The sequence below is a fragment of the Herbaspirillum sp. alder98 genome (assembly GCF_020179755.1).
Lineage (GTDB): Bacteria > Pseudomonadota > Gammaproteobacteria > Burkholderiales > Burkholderiaceae_D > Herbaspirillum.
On record NZ_JAIUCY010000001.1, the window covers coordinates 854,016 to 875,659 of the forward strand.

Sequence of the window (21,644 nt, forward strand, 5' to 3'; positions counted from 1 at the left end):
AAACGGAGTGGCAGCCAGTATCGCGCAAAGCGACCGCAAGCGCAGTTCAGGCCCCGGCATTGGGAATCGGACCGATCTCGCGGCGCGGCGCGGCCGGTACGGTCTTGGCTGGCGCGGCCGGGCCTGATCGCTTGCCGTCGAGCAGCTCGCGGGCGCGCTCACCGTCCACCGGCGCCACCTGCCCCTGCTTGACCACCACCGGATCGCTCCAGGCGCCACTGACCTTGTATTCGAAAGTGAGCGACTTCATCACCGGGCTGCGCAGGAACAGCTGCGCCAGCAAGGTGCTGACACCAATCACCGGATTGACGGCCATGGCCACCACCGAAGCGGTGCCCAGGTTGATCTCGGGGATCACCACCACGTGCAGGTCTTGCGTCTCGCGATTGATGTCGGCCGAGCCGTTCATCAGTACCGAGGCGGTCACGCCGGTCATCTTGAGATTATCGGTGGTGGCGATGCCGCCCTTGATGGCGGCCGTGCCCAACACATTGTCGAAGGCAAAGCCCTCGGAGAACACATCGCGGAAATCCAGCGTCAGGCGGCGCGGCAGCGCCTGCAGATTCAGCACGCCCAGCAGCTTGGCCGCCCCCGGATCGACCTTCAGGAACTGGCCGGCGTGCACATCCAGGTGCACCTGGCCGGACAGGCTGGGGATATCCAGCGCATAGGGCAGGCCCTTCCAGCTGAGGTCGCCATCCAGCTTGCCCTGGCCGCCACGGATCGTGCCCGAATACCCGAATCGCTCCAGCAGCTTGCCGGCATCATGGATATCGAGTGCATAGGTGACATTGGTCGTGTTGTTGCGGCCGAATGCCATCCAGTTGCCGGCTGCGCGCAGTTCGGCATCGGCGCTGGACAACAGCAGGCGCTCGATGCGCCATTCGCGGCCGACCGCCGTAACCATGTTGTTGGCCGCCAGTTCGAGTCGTCCCAGTTTCTTGCCGGCCAGCTCGAAACGCTCGGCGCGGATGTCGAGCGCCGGCATCTGGGCATTGTTATCGGCCGTGGCACCGCCGGTCGCGGTGGCGGTAGACGCTGCAGCCGGTTCGTGTCCCTTCGGAATCACCAGCGACGACAGTTGCGCGCTGACCTTGCCCGGCCCCCGCCTGCCGCCCGGCTCTTCCCAGGTAATGGTGCCGCTGGCCTGCTGCGATTCGAGATTGATCTGCCACGCATTCTTCTGATGTGTCGCATTGAGGATCAGGCCATCCAGCTGCTTGCCCATCAGCGTCAGTGCGCCCACCCGCGCCGATACCGCGTCGGGCTGCAGGTACTGGGTGATATCGCTGCTGGCCAGGCGATTGCCGTTGCCGCCCGCGCCGGCATCCTGGCCCTCGATCTCGCTCTTGAAGTCGCGCCAGGCATCGAGATCAAGGCGTTCGGTGGCCAGCGCCAGCTTGAGCCCGGCTGCCGGCGTCGGCACCGGCTGGCCGTAGCCGATACCGCCGCTGGTGACGCGCCAGTCGCCGGCCCGCGCCACCACCCGTTCACGCAGGTAGCGCGAGGCAATGGCCGAACCGAGTGCCACGCGTATTTCTTCGCGCTCCACCAGCGGGTCGCTCGACGCCACCGGCTGCAGGTCGAAGCGCATGGGCAGATTGTCGCCCGCGGCCTTGTTCAAGGGCGCAGGCAGGTTGACCGCCAGGCCGGCCAGGTTCGATTCGACCACCAGTTCCGGACGATGCCCGCGCACCTGCACCGTGGCGCTATAACGCGCTCCGCCCTCCATGCGTGCCAGCAGGCGCTGCATCGATGGTTCGCTGTACTGGCGACGCAGCATCTCGATATTGATCGCGCCGTCCAACCGCACCAGGCTGCTGCCGTCGCGCTGGGTGCCGCCGCTCAGCGCCACGTTGTCGCCCAGGAACTGGCCGCGCACGCCATTGAGCGTGAAACCATGCTCGTTGAACTCGACCTTGCCGCCGGTGCGGTAGAACACCGGCAAGGTCGGCAACAGATCGACATCGTTGCCGGCAAAGTGAAACGCGCCCTGCACCGTGGTATCGATCGCATGGTTGAGCGGCATCCGGAAACGCAGCTCAAGCCGGCCATCACCGCTGGCGCTGCTCTGTTGCATGACGTCGCCGGTCCAGCGGGCTACCGGGCTATGGTTGACGTATTGCAGGAAAACCGGCATCGGCGCATTGGCCACGCCGTCGATCTCGAGCGCGGCATCGTGCGACACCAGCTCGGCCACCCGCGCGGTCACCGGTCCCAGCCGGGCGCCCAGGCTGCGCGCCGAGTCGGCCTTGATTTCAAGGCGCGCGCGGTCGAGGCTGAACTTGCCGCGCCCCTCTTCAAGCAGCGGCCACTCGGGGCTGCTGCCGTCACGGTCAAGATGCCCCGGGGTGTAGTTGACCTTGAGCCCGTCGAAGTCGCCGTTGACGGTCAGTTCACCGCGCGGCTTGTCGCCTTCCTTCAGCGGCTGGAAAGGCAAGTCCGCCAGATCACCCTTGATGCGCAACTGCACATTGCGGGCGGTGCCATCGACCAGGCCTTCGGTGAGCCAGTGACGGGCGCCCTCGTTCATGTGTTGCGGCAGATAGCGACGCAGGGTCTTGATATCGAACGTCGAGAATTCGCCGGTCACGTCGACCGTCCCCGGCGCCGTGCCCTGCAGCGGCTTGATGTGCTTGCCGCGCAAGCGTCCGGCCACGCCCGGCTGGGCGAAATCGAGGTCATCCACTTCGAACAGCAGGGTCTGGTCTTTCTGGTACTGCCAGTGCGCATCCATGGTCAGGCGATCGAATGGCATGCGCGACTCGGCAAACATCTGCGCTGGCAGTTGCACGCCGAAGTCCCTCGCGTCCAGCCGCAGGGTGCCGCCCTTCTCGGTGGCATCGATGCTGCCCGAGAGGTTGTCGAAGCCCGGCAAGGCAGCCCATTGCGCCGGTGCGCTCTGCTGCGCCGTCAACTTGCGCTCGCGCGCCACGCTGCTGCTGACATGGCTCGACTGCGCCTTCAGGCCCAGTTGCGAAAAGCGTCCCTGGATCCGGTACGAGCTCAGCTCGGGATAGGTCCCCTGCCATTGCACGGTGAAGTCGTGCAAGTCGCCACGCGGCGCCAGGTCATCCAGCAACTTGCGTTGCGACGGCGCCAGCGGCAGGCGTGCGGCCAGTTGCGACAACGCTTCCAGGTTCAGGTGGCTGGCCTTGACGCTGGTGCGCTCGGGCTTGAGCGGGGTGGCCGCTTCATAGCTTTCGTCCAGCGAAGTGGCGGGCAACACGAAACCATCCGGCATCTCGATCGAAAAGTCGGTCAGGCTGACCTTGTGGCCGTTGGCGCCGAAGGTCGGCACGCCCTCCACCGGCGAGGCGCCCAGGATTTCGCTGGCCGAAATCCGGCCGTTGACGCGCTTGAGGGTAAGCGGCTCGAGCTGGCGCGACAGGCGCGCGCTGAAATCGCTCAAGCCCAGGTCGGCGGTGAAATTGGCCACCTTGGCCTGGTCCAATGCCAGCCAGGCGCGCACCGAGCCGGTGCCGCGCAGGATCTCGAACGGATAGTCAACATACGCGCGCCACACCGACAGGTCGGTCTGGCGCAGGTCGGCATACAGGGTGCCTTTCCAGCGACTGACGTCGGAAATGCGGCGGGAAAAGGCGGGGTGGGTGAAGTCGGCGCGCACGTCCAGCGGTGCGGCGATGTTGCCCGGCGGCACGGCGCGCAGGGACAGGCGATGACGCAGCCAGCTGTTGTGCAAGACCAGGTTGACGTCGTCCAGCGTCAGTTCGGGCGCATTGCGCAGCTCGTCGTGCCAGCGCACACGGCTGGCGCGGATGACGATCTCGCGTTGCGACAGCAGCCAGTCGAGGGTGCTGCCGTCGCCACCCGCCGGCACCGGAATGCCGCCCACGTCCAGCCGGCCGGCGCTATCGCGCCGGATCGCCAGGTCGGCCTGCTCGATGGACAGGTTCTCCAGCCGCAGCCCGGCGACCAGTACGCTGCTCCATGACAGCGTGGCATTGACCCGCGGCAGGGTCAGGGCCGGCTGGCCCTGGGCGTCATGCACCGTGATGTTGGCCAGCGCCAGTTGCGGCCGCAGGCCGCTCCAGGATGCCTGGACCTGCTCGATGGTGACGGCGCGACCGACGGCCCTGGAGGCCATGCGTTCGATCTGCGGCTTGTAGTGACTGATCTCGGGCAGCACCGCGTAGCGCAGCCCCAGAAACAGGGCGCAGAAGACGAAGTACGCGACCAGCAGGAATTTGAGGGTGAAGCCCAGCACATGGTGCGAAGCCCGGTTGAGCTTGAAGTAGCTGCCTCGCGCGATCCGCCAGCACAGCGCCCAACGGGGTGATTTCGATGCGGCTTGACGTTGTTCTTCTTGCATCAAAATGAAATGGACAACCTAGTGTGGAATAATTCGCGCGGACGCCATGATCGCATGGAAAACATGCCCTTGCCATCGCCTATGAACCGGTAGCGCCGCATAAGTTTAAAAACCGGGGATAAAATTGGCCGCACTTCTCGGGTGACTTCGCCGAGGTTGCCGCACAAACTGATTTTCGGACGTCACGACCATTGCTGTAGCGATCTGGCGGGCGATTTTCTTTCTTTTACACATGTTTTTCACCTCACTTCGATGACCAAAACGCCCCGTTCCCTCGTCAGCGCCCAGACTTCACGCTACTTCACCCGCTGGACCCTGGCCGACGACAGCCGCCCGGCGCTGGTCACGCAGGTCGCCGCGGCGCCACTGGTACGCGCCGACTTCGAGGCCCGGGTGCAGGCCGACCTGGCCGGTGGCGCCAGCCTCAACGGCGCCATGCGGCGCCTGCGCAATCTGGTGATATGCACCCTGATCGAGCGCGACCTCAGTGGCCGGGCCGACCTGGCCGAGGTGGTCGCGACCATGACCGCCTTTGCCGACTTCGCGGTACAGACGCACCTGCAGGCGCTGATGGTCGAGCAATGCGCCCTTTATGGCGAGCCCATCGGCGAGGAATCGGGCCGGGTGCAGCACATGATCGTGCTGGGCATGGGCAAGCTGGGCGGCGGCGAACTCAATGTCTCGTCCGACATCGACCTGATCTTCGTCTATCCGGAGGACGGCGACACCCGGGCCGGGGACGGCCAGAAGTCGCTGTCCAACCACGAGTTCTTCGTGCGCCTGGGCAAGAAGCTGATCGGCGCGCTGGCCGAGATTACCGAAGACGGCTTCACCTTCCGGGTCGACATGGCGCTGCGGCCCAACGGTAATTCGGGGCCGCTGGTGGCCAGCTTCAACATGGTCGAGGAATACCTGATCCGCCAGGGCCGCGAATGGGAGCGCTATGCCTGGACCAAGGCCCGCGCGCTGACCGGCGAGGCCGAGGATATCGTCGCGCTCGAAGCGATCAGCCACCCATTCATCTTCCGCCGCTACCTGGACTACGGCTCGATCGATGCGCTGCGTTCGATGCACGCGCAGATCCGGGCCGAGGTCAAGCGCCAGGAGGCGCTGCATCCGGACCGCAGCAACAACGTCAAGCTGGGGCGCGGCGGCATCCGCGAGATCGAATTCGCCAGCCAGGTGTTCCAGCTGATCCGCGGCGGCCGCGACCCCGACCTGCGCGACCGCTCCACTCGCGCCACGCTGCGCACGCTGGCCGACAAGGACCTGCTGGCGCCGGACGTGGTGGAAGAACTGCTGGCGGCCTACACCTTCCTGCGCGACCTCGAACATCGCCTGCAATACCTGGAAGACGCCCAGACCCATACGCTGCCGGTCAATCCGGACGATCTGCTGCTGGTGGCGCAGATGATGGGCCTGGCCGACAGCGCGGCCCTGCTGCAGGCGCTGGAGGCGCACCGCCTGGTGGTGGCGCGCCAGTTCGACGCCATCTTCAATGATCGCCAGGGCGGCGAGACCGATGACGAAGCGCCGGGCCTGTCGGACACCGATGGCATTGAAGCCATCAGCGACGCGTTGCAACTGGTGGGTTTTCCCGCCGGCGAGATCGCCGCGGCGGCCAAGCGACTGGAACTGTTATGGCAATCGCCGCGCATGCAAAGCCTGCCGGAACAGAGCCGCCTGCGCCTCAATACGCTCATCAATGCCGCCCTGCCCCTGATTTCGGCGCTGCACTACGACCACCTTCCGGCGTTGACGCGGCTGCTCGACTTTCTCGATGCCATCGCCCGCCGCGCCGCCTACCTGGCCCTGCTGACCGAATATCCGCATGCCCTGAAACGCCTGGTGCGCATGATCGGCGCCAGCGGCTGGGCCGCCACCTACCTGACCCAGCACCCGATCCTGCTGGATGAACTGCTGGACGACCGCAACCTCAAGGCGGCGTCCGACTGGGTCGCCTTTGCCGCCAATTGCCAGCGCCAGCTCGATACTGCGCCGGGCGACACCGAACGCCAGATGGATATCCTGCGCGAGTTGCACCACAGCGAGCTGTTCCGCCTGCTGGCGCAGGACCTGGAAGGCGACTGGTCGGTCGAGAAGTTGGCCGACGAACTCTCGGCGCTGGCCGATATCCTGGTCGACGTCACCGTCAAGGCGGTCTGGCAGACCATCGCCCAGCGCCACCGCGAGGTCCCGCGCTTCGCGGTGATCGCCTACGGCAAGCTGGGCGGCAAGGAACTGGGTTATGTGTCCGACCTGGACCTGGTGTTTCTGTATGACGATGACGACCAGGAAGCGCCGGCCCACTACGCCAAGCTGGCGCAACGCTTCATTACCTGGATGACCAGCCACACGCCCGCCGGCACGCTGTTCGACATCGACGTCGCGCTGCGCCCGGACGGCGCCAGCGGCTTGCTGGTGTCGTCGGTGGCTTCGTTCGAGAAATACCAGCTCAATTCCGCCTGGATCTGGGAACACCAGGCCTTGACCCGGACCCGCTTCTGCGCCGGCGACGCCGCCATCGGCGAACGCTTCGAAGCCTTGCGCGAGCGGGTGCTGCGACAGCCGCGCGATGTGGCACGACTGGAAGAGGAAGTGCTGTCGATGCGGCGCCGCATGCGCGAGGCGCACCCCAACCGCACTACCCTGTTCGACCTCAAGCACGACCAGGGCGGCATGATCGACGTCGAGTTCATGGTGCAATACCTGGTGCTGCGCTACGCCCACGACTATCCGCAGTTGACCGGCGACATCGGCAACATCGCGCTGCTCAAGCTGACCGCGCAACTGGGGCTGATCGAGACGACCATGGCGGCCGAGACCGCCAACGCCTATCGCATCTTCCGCCGCTTGCAGCACCAGATCCGGCTGCAAGGCTCGGAGCGGGCGCATATCGACGGCGTGCGGGTGGAGCACGAACGCGCCTGCGTGATCGACTTGTGGCAGCAGGTGTTCGGGCAGTAGAGAGGGGACGCCCTATAACGTCGCTGGGTCCTGACTTTCGTCAGGATGACGGCGATAGCGTTATAAATATCTCGTCGTGCCGGCGAAGGCCGGTACCCAGTGGCGTTTGTTGCGTCTCGATGACCGCTAAAAGTCGCTGGGTCCTGACTTTCGTCAGGATGACGGGGAACGTTAATTATTTAATTGGTGGCCACCAGCGGCTTCACGGCCACCAGATTGATCAGCGTCTCTTCGCGCACCGCTGGCGGCTTGATCTTGAACACGCGTTCCATGATGCCCAGGTCTTCGCGGCTCCACCACAGGAACGGGTAAGAGACCGACTCCGGTGCCACCGTAAAGCCGGCGCTGCGCACCAGCGCCAGGTATTGCTCAGCGGTCTTCTGCACTTCCATCGGATGACGGAACAGCAAGCGGATGATCCATGAGTCGATATAACGCTTGGTCGACTCCGCAAACAGCAGCACGCCGCCCGGCTTGAGCACGCGATAGAACTCGGCGATCGCCTCTTCCTGCTCGATCAGGTGATGGAAGGTCTGGTGGCAGAACAGCAGGTCAACGCTATTGTCTTCAAGCGTCATCTGTGAACTGGAACACTGGATGAATTCGGCCCGGATGCCGCTGCCTTCGACTTCGGCACGCGACGCCGCGATCATCTCGGGGTCGATGTCCATGCCGATCAGGCGCTGCGGGGCAAAGCGGTCATGCAGCTTCTTGAGCGAACGGCCCCAGCCGCAACCGACATCGGCCACCACCGGATAACTGTCGCGGCGCGCCGGGATCAAGGGTTCGAGATCCTTGAAGGCGCGCTCCAGCACGTGCTGGGTCCAGGTCGGAGTGCGCAGGAACCAGATGCCGAAGGCAGTTTCAGGTACGTGTGGTGGCAGCGGCGTCGATTGTGGTTTCATTGATCCATTGATGGTCTGACAGCGCGGCAATGTCCCCCACCGGCGCACAACAAAAATGCCCCGCATGCGGGGCGTCGGACCCGGATGTTACCGGGCCGGTTGGCGCAGGGCAAGTCCGGCCGCCCGTCGCGCCTGACTCAGATCAATACTTGGGCGTCGGCTTTTCGTCGCGGCTGGCGCGGTTGCTGTCACGCGAAGACGACGATGAGGCCGAGTCACGCGAAGATGATGACGAAGACGAACTTTCGCGCTCACGCGAACGGCTGCTGTCACGCTCACGTTCACGGGCACGACTGCTGTCACGGGCGGCGCCGTCCTTGCTGTCCTTGGCCGCTTCCGGCGCCGGGGTCGGCGGCGCGGGCGGCGTCGAGTTCTGGATATTCTTGGCGGCCATGTATTCGTGCATGTCCTTCCAGCCGGCGAAGATACCCGCCTTCAGGGCCTCGGGATTGCGGGTATAACAGTCTTCCAGCGACTGCCCAGCCTGACGGCAACCGGCGCCCAGCGCGATACCTTCGGCCTTGGCTTCTTCGGGCGTCTGCTTGGGCTTGGAAAAACTGCCGATGTAATCGCAAGCGGACAGCGACAGGGTAACCGCGCCGATCAACGCCAGTTTGGCGGCCAGGCGATGCACTTGAAATGACGATGCTGACATTACGTCCCTCGTGGATTCGGGTTGTTCTTGCAAGAATTACAATACTGCAGACGGACGAAAGGCCATTGCAAACCGGAGTTTGCAACAGCCTCTCAATCTTTTGCAGGCTGATGTCGTATTTTCACCGGGGTGCAAGCCCTTGCATCCGATGAAAAGAAGCCGAATCAACCCGGAAATTGCCAATACCGCCGCAGACTGGTGTCTGCGGACAGCATTGTGATGGCTTATTACTTGGCGTTGACCAGGGCCACCGTGGTGTCGAGCATGCGGTTCGAGAAACCCCACTCATTGTCGTACCACGACGAAACCTTCACCAGACGGCCGGAGACCTTGGTCAGGGTAGCGTCGAAGTTGGACGATGCCGGGTTGTGGTTGAAGTCGACCGACACCAGTGGATCGGTGTTGTAGGCCAGGATGCCCTTGAGCGGACCCGATTCCGATGCGGCCTTCAGGATCTCGTTGACTTCATCGACCGTGGTGTCGCGCGAAGCGATGAACGACAAGTCGACGATCGACACGTTGATGGTCGGCACGCGGATGGCGAAACCGTCCAGCTTGCCGTTCAGTTCCGGCAGCACCAGGCCGACGGCGGCGGCAGCGCCGGTCTTGGTCGGGATCATCGATTGCGTGGCCGAACGGGCGCGACGCAGGTCTTCGTGATAGACGTCGGTCAGGACCTGGTCGTTGGTGTAGGCGTGAATGGTGGTCATCAAGCCGTTTTCGATGCCGATCTTGTCGTTCAGCGGCTTCACCAGCGGTGCCAGGCAGTTGGTGGTGCACGATGCGTTCGAGATCACGGTGTCGCTGGACTTGAGCACGCCGTCATTGACGCCGAACACAACGGTGGCGTCGACATCCTTGCCGCCCGGTGCCGAGATGATGACTTTCTTGGCGCCGCCCTTGATGTGGGCGCTGGCTTTTTCCTTGGTGGTGAAGAAGCCGGTGCACTCCAGCACGACGTCCACGCCCAGTTCGCCCCATGGCAATTCGGCCGGATTACGCTGCGCCAGCACCTTGATGCGGTCGCCATTGACTACGATCGAGTCGCCATCGACCACCACGGTGCCCGGGAACTTGCCGTGGGCAGTGTCATACTGGGTCAGGTGGGCGTTGGTCTTGGGATCGCCCAAGTCATTGATGGCCACGATCTCGATGTCGTGTTTCTTGCCGCCTTCGTAATGGGCGCGCAGGATATTGCGGCCGATGCGGCCATAACCGTTGATTGCCACGCGAATCGCCATGCTGTTCTCCTTAAGGTATAAAAAAAATCAATGCAAATCGGTCCGGCCCCGGGCTTTGTTGTTCTTGACGCCTCAGGCCTTGATCTGGCGCCAGACGAAACCGACTTCGTCGATCTCGCTGCCGTCGTCCCACGTGAATGTCTGTTCGTAGAGCTGTTCGGCGCCCAATGCGCCGAAAAATTCCCGCGCGCCTTCGTTCTTGGCCAGCACCCAGGCCATCAACCCGGTGGCGCCGGCGCCAATCAGCGTGGCCGCCACGTTGGCCAGCAATTTCTTGCCCAAGCCACGACGCTGCTCGTCGGGCAGCACGCAGATGGCGGTCAGTTCGGCGTCGCAGCCGAAGCGGCTGTCGGCCAGCGTCATGCCCGAGGCAAAACCGATGATCTCGCCATCGGCCTCGGCCACGTAGGTGCAGGCCGCGTCGGACGACGCGCCCAGCACCTGCTGCCACAACTTGACGCTTTGCTCGGGCTGCAGGCTATCGAGATAGCTGTCAGGCACCAGGCCACGATAGCTGGCGCGCCAGCTATCGATGCGCACGCCGGCAATCGACGCGGCGTCGCCGATCCGGGCGCGACGAATCGTGATCTGCTCTGCTGCCAGGTCTTGTGAAGTCATCGCCACTGATCAGGCCAGGACTTCTTTGGCCTTGGCCACGACGTTCTCGACGGTCAGGCCGAAGTGCTTGAACAGCACATTGGCCGGCGCCGATTCGCCAAAGGTGTCGATCCCGACCACGGCGCCGTCCAGGCCCACGTACTTGTACCAGAACGCGCTCACGCCGGCTTCGATCGCCACACGCGGCACGCCACGGGTCAACACGCTGGCCTGGTAGGCACGATCCTGGCGATCGAACACATCGGTCGACGGCATCGACACCACGCGCACTGCAATGCCTTCGGCGCTCAACGCGTCGGCCGCCTTGACCGCCAGTTCGATTTCGGAACCGGTGGCGATCAGGATCAGCTTGGCATCGGCTGCATCGCGCAGCACGTAACCACCGCGCGCGATGTCCTTGATCTGGGCATCGTTGCGTGGCTGGAACGGCAGGTTCTGGCGCGAGAAGATCAGCGTGCTCGGACCATCATTGCGACGGATCGACTCGGCCCATGCCACCGCCGATTCGGTGGTGTCGCACGGACGCCAGTTATCGAGATTGGGGATCAGGCGCAGGCTGGAGACGTGCTCCACCGACTGGTGGGTAGGGCCATCTTCGCCCAGGCCGATCGAATCGTGGGTAAACACGAACAGGGCGCGCAACTTCATCAGCGCGGCCATGCGCAGCGCATTGCGGCTGTAATCCGAGAAGGTCAGGAAGGTCGCGCCGAACGGCAGGTAACCGCCGTGCAGGGCGATACCGTTCATGATCGCGCTCATGCCGAATTCGCGCACACCGTAATTGATGTGATTGCCGGCCTGGTCGGCGCGCACCGGAATCGATTCCTTCCAGTTGGTCAGGTTGGAACCGGTCAGGTCGGCCGAACCGCCCAGGAACTCGGGCAGCACCGGCGCATAGGCGCCGATGGCATTCTGGCTGGCCTTGCGGGTGGCGATGTTCTCTTGCTTCTCGAGGGTCGAGTTGATGAAGGCGGCGACGGTCTGGTCGAATGCAGCAGGCAGCTCGCCCTTGAGGCGGCGCTGCAGTTCTGCCGCTTCGGTCGGGTACTTGGCCGCGTAGGCGTTGAACAACTCTTGCCAGGCCGCTTCGAAGTCGGCGCCGGTGCCCTTGGCATCCCAGGCGCTGTAGACATCGGCGGGAATTTCGAACGGCGCCGAGCTCCAGCCCAGGGCTTCGCGCACGGCAGCGATTTCCTTGTCGCCCAACGCGGCGCCGTGCACCTTGTCGGTGCCGGCCAGGTTGGGAGAGCCCTTGCCGATCACGGTGCGGCAGCAGATCAGGGTCGGCTTGTCCGCCAGGCGCGCCTGGTGGATCGCCGCGCTGACGGCTTCGACGTTGTGGCCGTCGACGCCGCCGATGACGTTCCAGCCATACGACTCGAAGCGCTTCGGGGTGTCATCCTTGAACCAGCCCTCGACGTGACCGTCGATGGAGATGCCGTTGTCGTCGTACAGCACGATCAGCTTGGACAGCTTGAGCACGCCGGCCAGCGAACAGGCTTCGTGCGAGATGCCTTCCATCAGGCAACCGTCGCCGACGAAGGCGTAGGTGTGGTGGTCGACCACCGCCAGGTCGGGCTTGTTGAATTCGGCGGCCAGCAGCTTTTCGGCCAGCGCCATGCCCACGGCATTGGTCAGGCCCTGGCCCAGCGGGCCGGTGGTGGTCTCGACGCCCGGCGTGATATGGACTTCGGGGTGGCCGGCGGTCTTCGAATGCAGCTGGCGGAAGGCCTTGATGTCATCCATCGACAGGTCGTAGCCGGTCAGGTGCAGCAACGCGTATTGCAGCATCGAGCCGTGGCCGTTGGACAGCACGAAGCGATCGCGGTTGGCCCATTGCGGGTTGGCCGGGTTGTGGCGATAGTGCTTGGCCCACAAGGCCACGGCGATTTCTGCCATCCCCATCGGCATGCCCGGGTGTCCAGAATTAGCTTTTTGTACAGCGTCCATCGCCAGCGCGCGGATCGCGTTGGCCATCTTGTCGGTGGGGAGAGTGGAGATCATGTCGGTGTCAAAGAGTTGCTGGGTACGCCCGCAGGCGTCAAAACCTGGTACGAGGAGCCTAGCGCACAGCTAAGGCTGGCTCCGGTGCTGCAATCGGCCCCGTTTCCCGGGGTCGCGCGGGCCTGTATTTTAACAGAGTGCGCCGCGCTTCATTCACTTACACCGGCCAGCCGGGCATGCGAGGCATTAGAATTCAGGGTCACCATCAGGATCGCCTGCCATGCCCCGCTTCTTCTGCCCCCAGCCGCTCGCCATCGGCGCCACCGTCTCGCTGCCCGAACACGTCGCGCATCACGTCCACGTACTGCGCCTGCAACCGGGAGACCATATTACCCTGTTCAATGGCGAGGGCGGCGAACATGTTGCCACTTTGACCACTATCGAGAAGCGGCGCGCCCAGGCTGAGGTCAAGACCTTCTCCCCGCGCGAGGCGGAACTGCCTTACGCACTGGCGCTGGCGCAGGCCTTGCCGGAGGGCAGCAAGATGGAATGGATCATCGAGAAGGCGGTCGAGCTGGGCGTGACCGCCATCCAGCCGCTGGCGGCGCAGCGCTGCGTGGTGCGCCTGTCGGGCGAGCGTGCCGAAAAGAAACAGGCCCATTGGGATGGCATCGTGCAAGCCGCCGCCGAGCAGAGTGGCCGCAACCGGCTGCCGCACCTGGCGCCGCTGGCCGATTTCAGGCGCTGGATCGGCCAGAGCGACCTGCACCACCGCATCCTGCTCTCGCCGCGTGGCGAGCAACCGCTGTCGGGCTGGGCGCGTCATCATCCGCCGCAGGCAGTCACCCTGCTCATCGGCCCCGAAGGCGGCTTCAGCGAAGAGGAAGAGCAACTTGCCTGCGCGCAAGGCGCGCTGATGCTATCGATGGGCCCGCGCGTGCTGCGCACCGAAACTGCCGGGCTGGCGGCGCTGGCGGCGCTCAATGCGATCTGGGGCGAGATGTAAGCCGCTTGCCTGCTTATATATAGATAGTGAGCGCAACTGCCCCGCTGGCGTGCCTGGATGCGCCAAGCCTGCGCACGCTGCCCCGTTTTGTCTCGCCCAACGCGCTCACCCGCAACATTCCCGCGCTACAACATCGACCGGAAACTCCCTTCCCAAGCGGATTTCACCGCTGAAACAAGAATTTTAAGCTGCTGGCACGCTCCCTGCTTTGAATATATTCATTCTTGTATTCAAGATTGAATATAACCATGCCAGCTCATTCTTCCGTTATCCCCGAGGTCCTTGCGGCCCCTACTTCCATCGGCGCCCTGCTTGCCGCTTATCGCGATGGCAGCCTGACGCCAGGCAAATTGATCGGCGATCTGCTGACCCGCATCGACAGCGCCGCGCGCGACGAGGTATGGATCAGCCGCGTGCCGGCCAAGCAGCTGCGACAGCAGGCGGCGGCGCTCGACCTGATGTTGCAGATCAAGGGCGCGGCGGTATTCGACAGCATGCCGCTGTTCGGCGTGCCGTTCGCCGTCAAGGACAACATCGACGTGGCCGACATGGCCACCACCGCTGGCTGTCCAGAATACGCGCGGGTGGCCGCCAGCAACGCCACCGTGGTCACCCGCCTGCAACAGGCCGGCGCGCTGCTGGTCGGCAAGACCAACCTGGACCAGTTCGCCACCGGGCTGGTCGGGGTGCGTTCGCCTTATGGGGCGGTGCGCAATACCTTCAAGCCCGAGTACGTCTCGGGCGGCTCCAGTTCGGGCTCGGCGGTAGCGGTCGGACTGGGCCAGGTGCTGTTCTCGCTGGGCACCGACACCGCCGGCTCGGGCCGCGTGCCGGCCGCCTTTAATAACCTGGTGGGCCTCAAGCCCAGTCGCGGCCTGATCAGCAACCACGGCCTGGTGCCGGCATGCCGCACGCTGGATTGCATCTCGATCTTCGCCCACGATGTGGGCAGCGCCTGGCAGGTGTTGCGCAGCGCCGCCGGCTTCGATGCCGCCGATCCGTATTCGCGCGCGTTGCCGATGGCGGGCGTAAAGCGACGCGGCTATCGGGTGGCGGTGCCGCAGCAGCCGGAGTTCTACGGCGACGTCATCGCCCAGGAAGCCTATGAGCGCACGCTGGCGCAGATCACGGCGCTGCCCGGCGTCACCGTCACGGGCATTGCCTTCGATGTCTTCACCGATGCCGCGCAGATGCTGTACCAGGGGCCGTGGGTCGGCGAACGCCGCGCGGTGCTGGGCGATTTCTTCATCGAACACAACCAGGCGGTGCACCCGGTGGTGCGCCAGATCACGGCCCAGGCCGAGAACTACGACGCCGTCGACGCCTTCAACGCCCAATACCACCTGGCCGAGCTGCGGCGCGAAGCCGAGACCCTGCTGGCCGACAGCGATTTGCTGCTGGTGCCGACCACCACCACCTTCCCCACCATCGCCGAAGTCGAAGCCGACCCGATCGTGCGCAATTCGCAACTCGGTTACTACACCAACTTCGTCAACCTGATGGACATGGCGGCGCTGGCGATCCCCGGCCTCTGGCGGCGCGACGGCTTGCCGGCCGGCGTCACGCTGATCGGCCCGGCCGGCAGCGACCAGATGCTGGCCGAAGCCGGCGCCCGCTTCCAGCAGGCCTTGGGCGGCGCCAGCCAGGCCGACGCCATCGCCACCGCCCCGCTGCCGGCCAGCGAAGCCAGCATCGCCGTGTGCGTGGTCGGTGCACACCTGAGCGGGCAACCACTGAATTGGCAACTGCTGGAAGCCGGCGCGCATCGGGTGGCCGTCACCACCACCGCGCCCAGATACCGGCTGTACGCCCTGCCCGGCACCACGCCCCCAAAACCAGGCCTGGCGCGCACCGCCACCGAAGGCGCCGCCATCGCGGTGGAGGTGTGGCAGATGCCGCTACGCCAGTTTGGCGGCTTCGTCGCCGCCATTGCCGCCCCGCTCGGCATCGGCACCGTCGAGCTGGCCGATGGCAGCGCCGTCAAGGGCTTCATCTGCGAACCGGCCGGCCTCGACGGCGCCACCGACATTACCCACCACGGCGCCTGGGTGACCTACCTGGCCAGCCTCGCCTGATTCGATTTTCTGCCATCTCACCACGGAGCCTGCAATGAAAAAGAACCCATCGCAACCCAACCAGCCGCGTCGCCAGTTCATCGCCGGCGCCGGCGCGCTCGCAGCCAGTGCGCTGCTGGCCGGTGCGCCGGCCATCGTGCGGGCGCAGAGCGTGCCGATCCGCATCGGTTATTGGCCGGTCGCGGCCGGCCTGCCCTTCTACGCAGCAGTGGAAGCCGGGTATTTCAAGCAGGCCGGACTGGACGTGCAACCACAGAAATTCGCCGGCGCCCAGCAGGTGATGGAAGCCATGCTCGCCGGTCGCGCCGACGGCTCGGCCAACGGCACCGGCGCCGGCAACCTGGCCATCGGCGAGATCGCCCAGCCGGGCCTGTTCAAGATCTTCGCCACCAATCCCAGCAACGCCAAGTACGTGCTGGATGAATTCCTGGTGCCCAAGGACAGCCCGATCAAGTCGATCGCCGAACTCAAGGGCAAGAAGGTCGCCTCCGGCCCCGGCATCCAGAACGTGACCCTGGCCAAGACCGTGCTCGAGCGCGCCGGCGCCACCGGTGCCACCGTGGTCGAACTGCCGATCGGCCAGCACGTCGCCTCGCTGGCGGCGGGCCAGGTCGACGCGGTCTATACGCTGGAGCCGACCGGCACCGTCGGCCGCATGAACAACACCACCCGCCTGCTCGAAGCGGGCGTGATTGCCAAGTACATCCTGGGCGATCCGATGGCGCCCTGGCACGGCGGCGCCGCCGCGCTGACCACCGAATTCATCAAGAAGCATCCGGACCTGGCCAAGAAGTACATCGCCGCCTACACCCGCGGCATCGAACTGATCCGCACCAATCCGGACCAGGCGCGCGCCTACCTGAAGGGCTATACCGCCATCGAGGGTTCGCTGACCAATGAAGTGCCGCTGGCGTCCTACATGCTGTATTCCGAATTCAAGCCCAGCGACGTCGCCTACTTCCAGAAGTTCTATGACCTGTTCGTCGAGAAGGGCGTGTTCTCGACCCGCGTGCTGGTCGACAGCATCCTCTACAAGGGCTGAAACCGTCATGTCAAACACCTCCGCCCCCGTCGCGCCAGGCAAGCCGTCGCCATGGCTCAGGCTGTTGCCGGTGATCGGCCCGCTGGTGCTGTTCGTCATCTGGGACCTGGTGGTGCGCGCCGGCTGGATCAAGGCAATCCTGCTGCCGCCGCCGGGCGCCACGCTGGTGGCGATGGTCAACGGCCTGGCCGGCGGCGCGCTGCTGACCGACTTTGCGGTGACGGTCTGGCGCACCGTGCAGGCCTTCGTCATCGCGGCCGTCATCGGCGTGCCGCTGGGCGTGCTGCTGGGCAGCAACGAGCGCGCCTATCGCAGCGTCGAGTTCCTGATCGACTTCTTTCGCTCGACGCCGTCGTCGGCACTGATCCCGCTGTTCCTGCTGATCTTTGGCGTGTCCGACGTCAACAAGGTCGCCATCGCCGCCTTCGGCGCATTGCTGATCGTGTTGTTCAACAGCGCCTATGGCGTGCTCAATGCCCGCAAGCAGCGGGTCATGGCGGCGCGCGTGATGGGGGCGTCGAACTGGCGCATCTTCAAGGACGTGCTGATCTGGGAAAGCCTGCAGCCGACCTTCGTGGGCCTGCGCAGCGCGGTCTCGATGGCGCTGGTGATCGTGATCGTGGCCGAGATGTTCATCGGCTCCGAAAACGGCCTGGGCCATCGCATCATCGATGCCCAGCAAGTGCTCAATGTGCGCGAGATGTACGCCGCCATCCTGTCGGCCGGCGCGTTGGGCTATGCATTGAATGTGGTCTTCATCGTCATCGAAAAACGTATTGTCCACTGGAGCGGAAGATGAGCGTCGTCATCAGTCCCAAGGTCGACCTGGCGGTCGAGCCCCCCTTCGTGCCGGGTCCGCCTGGCACCCATATCACCATCCGCGGCCTGACCAAGTACTTCGCCGGCTGGCCGCTGTACGAAGACTTCGATCTCGACATTCCGAAGCACAAGATCGTGTCGGTGTTCGGGCCCAACGGTTGCGGCAAGTCGACCCTGATCAACATGATCGCCGGACTGACGCCGGTCGACCGCGGCCAGATCCTGTTCGACGGCAAGTCGCTGGCCGATACCAAGATCGGCTACGTGTTCCAGAACTACCGCGATGCGCTGTTTCCGTGGCTGCGCACGATCGACAACATCGCCTACCCGCTCAAGGTGGAAGGACGTTCCAAGGCCGAGATCAAGCGCCGCATCGATGAACTGGTGGCGTCCTTCGACGTCAAGTTCGACCTGATGCGTTATCCCTACGAATTGTCGGGCGGACAGCAGCAGACCGCCTCCATCATGCGCGCGCTGGCGCCGGGGCCGGAGGTGCTGTTTCTCGACGAACCGTTCTCGGCGCTGGACTTCGAGATGACGCTGTTCATCCGCGAAAAACTGCAAGAGGTCTTCATGCAGACCGGCACCACCATGGTGCTGGTGTCGCACGACCTGGAAGAAGCGGTCTACCTGGCCGACGAGATCCTGTTGCTGACCAAGCGTCCGACTGCCGTGGCCGACATCCTGAAATACGACGACCCGCGCCCGCGCACCATCGAGACGCTGTCGCAGCCTGGTTTCGTCTCGGCCAAGAAACTGAGCATGGAAATCTTCCAGCGCGAAGTGCGACGCCCGGCGCGCATGCAGGCGCCAGGCACGCTGACGCTGTCGTAATCCCGATATTCATCACCCCACGTCCACAGGAGCCATAGAACATGAAGACACGTCGCGATTTGTTGAAAATCACCGGAGCTGCCGCACTGGGCGCCGCCTTTCCGCTGGACCTGCTGGCCGCCGCGCCGCTGACCGTGGGCTTCATCTATGTCGGCGCGCGCGACGACTTCGGCTACAACCAGTCACATGCGCAAGCCGCAGCCATCATCAAGAAGCTGCCCGGCGTAAAGGTGATCGAAGAAGAAAAGGTGCCCGAGACGGTGGCGGTGCAAAAGACCATGGAAGCGATGATCCAGCAGGATGGCGCGCAGTTGATCTTCCCCACCTCGTTCGGCTATTTCGATCCGCACGTGCTGAAGATCGCCGAGAAATATCCCAAGGTGCGCATCGCCCACTGCGGCGGCCTGTGGACTGCCGGCAAGCATCCGATGAACGTGGGCAGCTTCTTCGGCTATATCGAAGAGTGCGAATACCTGTCGGGGGTGATCGCCGGCCACATGAGCCGCAGCAAGAAGCTGGCCTTCATCGCCGCCAAGCCGATCCCGCAGGTGCTGCGCAACATCAATGCCTTCACGCTGGGCGCGCAGTCGGTCGACCCCAGCATCACGACCCGGGTCATCTTCACCGGTGACTGGTCGCTGCCGGTGAAGGAAGCCGAAGCCGCCAACAGCCTCATCGACCAGGGCTGCGACGTGATCACCTGTCACGTCGATGGTCCCAAGGTGATCGTCGAGACCGCAGAAAAACGCGGCGTGATGACCACCGGCTACCACGCCAGCCAGGCCGGGCTGGCGCCCAAGGGTTACCTGACCGGCGCCGAATGGAACTGGGCCACGCCCTACACCGAGATCGTCAAGGCCACGCTCGAGGGCAAGCCGATGATCAACTTCCTGCGCGGCGGACTGAAGGATAACTTCGTGCGCATGTCGCCTTATGGCGCGGCCGTCAGCGCCGCCGCCAAGACCCGCGCCGAAGAGATCAAGGCGCAGATGCTGGCCGGCAAATTCCAGATCTTCAAGGGCCCGATCAAGGACAACAAGGGCAATGTGGTGATCGCCTCCGGCACGGTGCAGGCGCAGACCGATGTCGCACTGGAGAAGATGAACTATCTGGTGGCCGGCGTCGTGGGCCAGGTCTGAACTTCGCCCGGGAGGCGCCATGACTTCAGTTGCCGTCCTGCGCTGGCGCGCCAGCGCATTCAACGCCGCCGCCCCGCTGCTGCCGACCGTGTATGCATTGCTGGGTACGCTGCTGCTGTTCGTGCTGTTCCTGCTGTTGCAGGGACGGCCGGCGCTGGACGCCTGCCTGCTGATCTACCAGGGCGCGTTTGGCTCGACCTTTGCCTGGCAGAACACCTTGCAACGGGCCGCTCCCCTGCTGCTGACGGCGCTCTGCGTGGCGCTGCCGGCGCGGGTCGGGCTGGTGGTCATCGGCGGCGAAGGGGCGCTGGCCCTGGGCGGACTGGCGGCAGCGGTGACTCCCTCGCTGCTGCCGGCATGGCCGCAGGCACTGATGCTGCCCTTGATGGCGCTGGCGGCGATGCTGGCCGGCGCCTTGTGGATCGCGCTGTGCGGGGCGCTGCGGCAGTGGCGCGGCGTCAACGAGACCATCTCCAGCCTGTTGCTGTCCTACCTTGCCGTGGCGCTCTTCAAGCACCTGGTCGAAGGCCCGCTGCGCGACCCGGCCAGTCTCAATAAACCCTCCACCGTGCCGCTGCCGGACACCTATCTGGTGAGCGCCCTGCCCGGGCTGGAAGTCCACTGGGGATTGGTCTGGGGCGTGCTGGCCTGTGTCGCGGCCTGGGTCTTCCTGCGCCATAGCGTGACCGGTTTTGCCCTGGCGGTGGTGGGCGGCAATGTGCGCACAGCCCGCCTGGTGGGGCTGCCGGTCAATCGCCTGGTCTTGCTGGCCTGCGCGCTGGGTGGCGCCGCCGCCGGCCTGGCGGGGCTGTTCGAAGTGACCGCCGTGCATGGCAGCGCCAACAGCGCGCTGCTGGCCGGTTACGGTTTTTCCGGGATCCTGGTGGCCTTCGCGGCGCGCCAGAATCCCTTGGCCATCATCGTCTGCGCGGTGGTCATCGGCGGCGTCGAAGCCAGCGGCAGCCTGCTGCAACGCCGGCTCGACCTGCCCGACGCTACCACCCTGGTGCTACAGGGGCTGTTGTTCTGCAACCTGCTGGCATGGGAATCCATCGGCGGCCGGCTCGATGCGCTCAAGTTGCGCTGGCAAGCGACATCCAACGAGGTCAAGCATGGCTGAAATCGATTATTCCACCCTGCTGCTGGCGCTGCTGGCCGGAGCGATCCGGGTCGGCACGCCGTTCCTGTTCGTCAGTCTCGGTGAATGCCTCACCGAAAAAGGCGGACGCGTCAACCTGGGTCTCGAAGGCATCCTGGTCTGTGGCGCCATGACCGGCTATGCGGCCTCGCTGCTGTCGGGCTCGGCCTGGCTGGGGGTGCTGGCCGCAGGCGGCTCGGGCTTGCTGCTGGGGGCGCTGCACGGGCTGGTGTGTTCGCTGCCGAGGGTCAACGACATCGCCTTCGGGATCGCCCTGATGCTGCTGGGCACCGGCCTCGCCTTCTTCCTGGGCAAACCCTTCATCCAGCCGCAGGCGCCGATGCTGCCTTCGATCGACCTCGGCTTCTGGAGCGACAACGAGCGGCTGCATCATGCCTTGCAGATCAATGCGCTGTTCATCATCGGCGTGCTGCTGGCGCTGCTGCTGCAGTGGAGCCTGTCGGCCACGCGCTGGGGGCTGGCGCTGCGACTGGTGGGCGACCACGTCGACACGGCACGCGCGCTGGGCTATCGGATCAATGCCACGCGCATCGCCGCCACCTCGGCCGGCGGTTTCCTGGCGGCCGTCGGCGGCGCCTACCTGTCGCTCTATTACCCGGGCAGCTGGAACGAAGGCCTGTCGAGCGGCCAGGGACTGATGGCCGTGGCGCTGGTGATCTTCGCCCGCTGGCAACCGTGGCGTTGCCTGCTGGCGGCGCTGCTGTTCGGCGCGGCCGGCGCGCTCGGTCCGGCCTTGCAGGCGGTCGGCATCAGCGCCGGCTATTACCTGTTCAATGCCGCCCCCTACGCGCTGACGCTGCTGATCATGATCCTGACCTGCCGCCCCGATCGCACCCTCGCCAGCAGCCCCGGCGAACTCAGCCTGACCCGCTAACCCCGCTAATCTCGCCAACTTCGCCAACCATTT

Annotated in this window: 15 protein-coding genes; 9 read left to right on the top strand and 6 right to left on the bottom strand. The window is 64.9% G+C overall.

The features are described 5' to 3' along the window. Positions 1–46: 46 nt before the first annotated feature. The gene (locus LBW87_RS03995; RefSeq protein WP_225200128.1) at positions 47–4,333 is read right to left on the bottom strand and encodes a YhdP family protein; all 4,287 of its coding nucleotides are present in this window, start codon (positions 4,331–4,333) and stop codon (positions 47–49) included. 252 nt (positions 4,334–4,585) lie between these two features. Between LBW87_RS03995 and glnE the strand changes: the two genes are divergently transcribed. Continuing rightward, the gene (gene glnE, locus LBW87_RS04000; RefSeq protein ID WP_225200129.1) at positions 4,586–7,300 is read left to right on the top strand and encodes a bifunctional [glutamate--ammonia ligase]-adenylyl-L-tyrosine phosphorylase/[glutamate--ammonia-ligase] adenylyltransferase; all 2,715 of its coding nucleotides are present in this window, start codon (positions 4,586–4,588) and stop codon (positions 7,298–7,300) included. Between the two features lie 179 nt (positions 7,301–7,479). On the opposite strand, the gene LBW87_RS04005 is transcribed toward glnE, so the two are convergent. From LBW87_RS04005 to tkt, 5 genes are all read right to left on the bottom strand, one after another. After that, positions 7,480–8,205 carry a class I SAM-dependent methyltransferase gene (locus tag LBW87_RS04005; protein WP_225200130.1) on the bottom strand — a complete coding sequence of 242 codons (726 nt, stop codon included), beginning with the start codon at positions 8,203–8,205 and terminating at the stop codon, positions 7,480–7,482. Between the two features lie 142 nt (positions 8,206–8,347). Next, a complete protein-coding gene (locus LBW87_RS04010) occupies positions 8,348–8,860 on the bottom strand; it encodes a hypothetical protein (protein WP_225200131.1) in 513 nt (170 codons plus the stop codon). Between the two features lie 227 nt (positions 8,861–9,087). Further along, positions 9,088–10,101 (bottom strand): type I glyceraldehyde-3-phosphate dehydrogenase, encoded by a 1,014-nt coding sequence (gene gap, locus LBW87_RS04015; RefSeq protein ID WP_225200132.1) that lies wholly within the window; start codon positions 10,099–10,101, stop codon positions 9,088–9,090. A gap of 72 nt (positions 10,102–10,173) precedes the next feature. After that, on the bottom strand, positions 10,174–10,719 hold the full coding sequence (locus LBW87_RS04020) for a GNAT family N-acetyltransferase (protein ID WP_225200133.1): 546 nt from the start codon (positions 10,717–10,719) through the stop codon (positions 10,174–10,176). A 9-nt stretch (positions 10,720–10,728) separates the two neighbouring features. Next, positions 10,729–12,723: a transketolase gene (gene tkt / locus LBW87_RS04025; RefSeq protein WP_225200134.1), complete on the bottom strand. Its 1,995-nt coding sequence runs from the start codon at positions 12,721–12,723 to the stop codon at positions 10,729–10,731. 220 nt (positions 12,724–12,943) lie between these two features. Here tkt and LBW87_RS04030 point away from each other — a divergent pair, with 220 nt between their 5' ends. From LBW87_RS04030 to LBW87_RS04065, 8 genes are all read left to right on the top strand, one after another. Further along, the gene (locus tag LBW87_RS04030) at positions 12,944–13,669 is read left to right on the top strand and encodes a 16S rRNA (uracil(1498)-N(3))-methyltransferase (RefSeq protein WP_225200135.1); all 726 of its coding nucleotides are present in this window, start codon (positions 12,944–12,946) and stop codon (positions 13,667–13,669) included. 248 nt (positions 13,670–13,917) lie between these two features. Continuing rightward, on the top strand, positions 13,918–15,744 hold the full coding sequence (gene atzF, locus LBW87_RS04035; protein WP_225200136.1) for an allophanate hydrolase: 1,827 nt from the start codon (positions 13,918–13,920) through the stop codon (positions 15,742–15,744). 34 nt (positions 15,745–15,778) lie between these two features. Continuing rightward, positions 15,779–16,786: an ABC transporter substrate-binding protein gene (locus tag LBW87_RS04040; RefSeq protein WP_225200137.1), complete on the top strand. Its 1,008-nt coding sequence runs from the start codon at positions 15,779–15,781 to the stop codon at positions 16,784–16,786. A 7-nt stretch (positions 16,787–16,793) separates the two neighbouring features. Further along, positions 16,794–17,585, top strand: coding sequence for an ABC transporter permease (locus LBW87_RS04045; RefSeq protein ID WP_225200138.1), 792 nt, complete (start codon positions 16,794–16,796; stop codon positions 17,583–17,585). Continuing rightward, complete coding sequence (locus LBW87_RS04050; protein WP_225200139.1) at positions 17,582–18,439, top strand: ABC transporter ATP-binding protein; 858 nt, start codon at positions 17,582–17,584, stop codon at positions 18,437–18,439. Before LBW87_RS04045 ends, LBW87_RS04050 begins: the two co-directional genes overlap by 4 nt. Positions 18,440–18,480: 41 nt before the next feature. Then, positions 18,481–19,578: a BMP family ABC transporter substrate-binding protein gene (locus LBW87_RS04055; protein WP_225200140.1), complete on the top strand. Its 1,098-nt coding sequence runs from the start codon at positions 18,481–18,483 to the stop codon at positions 19,576–19,578. A gap of 19 nt (positions 19,579–19,597) precedes the next feature. Further along, on the top strand, positions 19,598–20,698 hold the full coding sequence (locus LBW87_RS04060) for an ABC transporter permease (protein ID WP_225200141.1): 1,101 nt from the start codon (positions 19,598–19,600) through the stop codon (positions 20,696–20,698). Continuing rightward, entirely contained in the window at positions 20,691–21,611 is a 921-nt protein-coding gene (locus LBW87_RS04065) for an ABC transporter permease (protein ID WP_225200142.1), read from the top strand. The genes LBW87_RS04060 and LBW87_RS04065 overlap by 8 nt, the downstream gene beginning before the upstream one ends. Positions 21,612–21,644 lie beyond the last annotated feature (33 nt).

Coding starts and splice junctions, on each gene's coding strand:
- LBW87_RS03995 (WP_225200128.1), bottom strand. CDS start 4,333: ATGCAAGAAGAACAACGTCAAGCCGCATCGAAATCACCCCGTTGGGCG.
- glnE (WP_225200129.1), top strand. CDS start 4,586: ATGACCAAAACGCCCCGTTCCCTCGTCAGCGCCCAGACTTCACGCTAC.
- LBW87_RS04005 (WP_225200130.1), bottom strand. CDS start 8,205: ATGAAACCACAATCGACGCCGCTGCCACCACACGTACCTGAAACTGCC.
- LBW87_RS04010 (WP_225200131.1), bottom strand. CDS start 8,860: ATGTCAGCATCGTCATTTCAAGTGCATCGCCTGGCCGCCAAACTGGCG.
- gap (WP_225200132.1), bottom strand. CDS start 10,101: ATGGCGATTCGCGTGGCAATCAACGGTTATGGCCGCATCGGCCGCAAT.
- LBW87_RS04020 (WP_225200133.1), bottom strand. CDS start 10,719: ATGACTTCACAAGACCTGGCAGCAGAGCAGATCACGATTCGTCGCGCC.
- tkt (WP_225200134.1), bottom strand. CDS start 12,723: ATGATCTCCACTCTCCCCACCGACAAGATGGCCAACGCGATCCGCGCG.
- LBW87_RS04030 (WP_225200135.1), top strand. CDS start 12,944: ATGCCCCGCTTCTTCTGCCCCCAGCCGCTCGCCATCGGCGCCACCGTC.
- atzF (WP_225200136.1), top strand. CDS start 13,918: ATGCCAGCTCATTCTTCCGTTATCCCCGAGGTCCTTGCGGCCCCTACT.
- LBW87_RS04040 (WP_225200137.1), top strand. CDS start 15,779: ATGAAAAAGAACCCATCGCAACCCAACCAGCCGCGTCGCCAGTTCATC.
- LBW87_RS04045 (WP_225200138.1), top strand. CDS start 16,794: ATGTCAAACACCTCCGCCCCCGTCGCGCCAGGCAAGCCGTCGCCATGG.
- LBW87_RS04050 (WP_225200139.1), top strand. CDS start 17,582: ATGAGCGTCGTCATCAGTCCCAAGGTCGACCTGGCGGTCGAGCCCCCC.
- LBW87_RS04055 (WP_225200140.1), top strand. CDS start 18,481: ATGAAGACACGTCGCGATTTGTTGAAAATCACCGGAGCTGCCGCACTG.
- LBW87_RS04060 (WP_225200141.1), top strand. CDS start 19,598: ATGACTTCAGTTGCCGTCCTGCGCTGGCGCGCCAGCGCATTCAACGCC.
- LBW87_RS04065 (WP_225200142.1), top strand. CDS start 20,691: ATGGCTGAAATCGATTATTCCACCCTGCTGCTGGCGCTGCTGGCCGGA.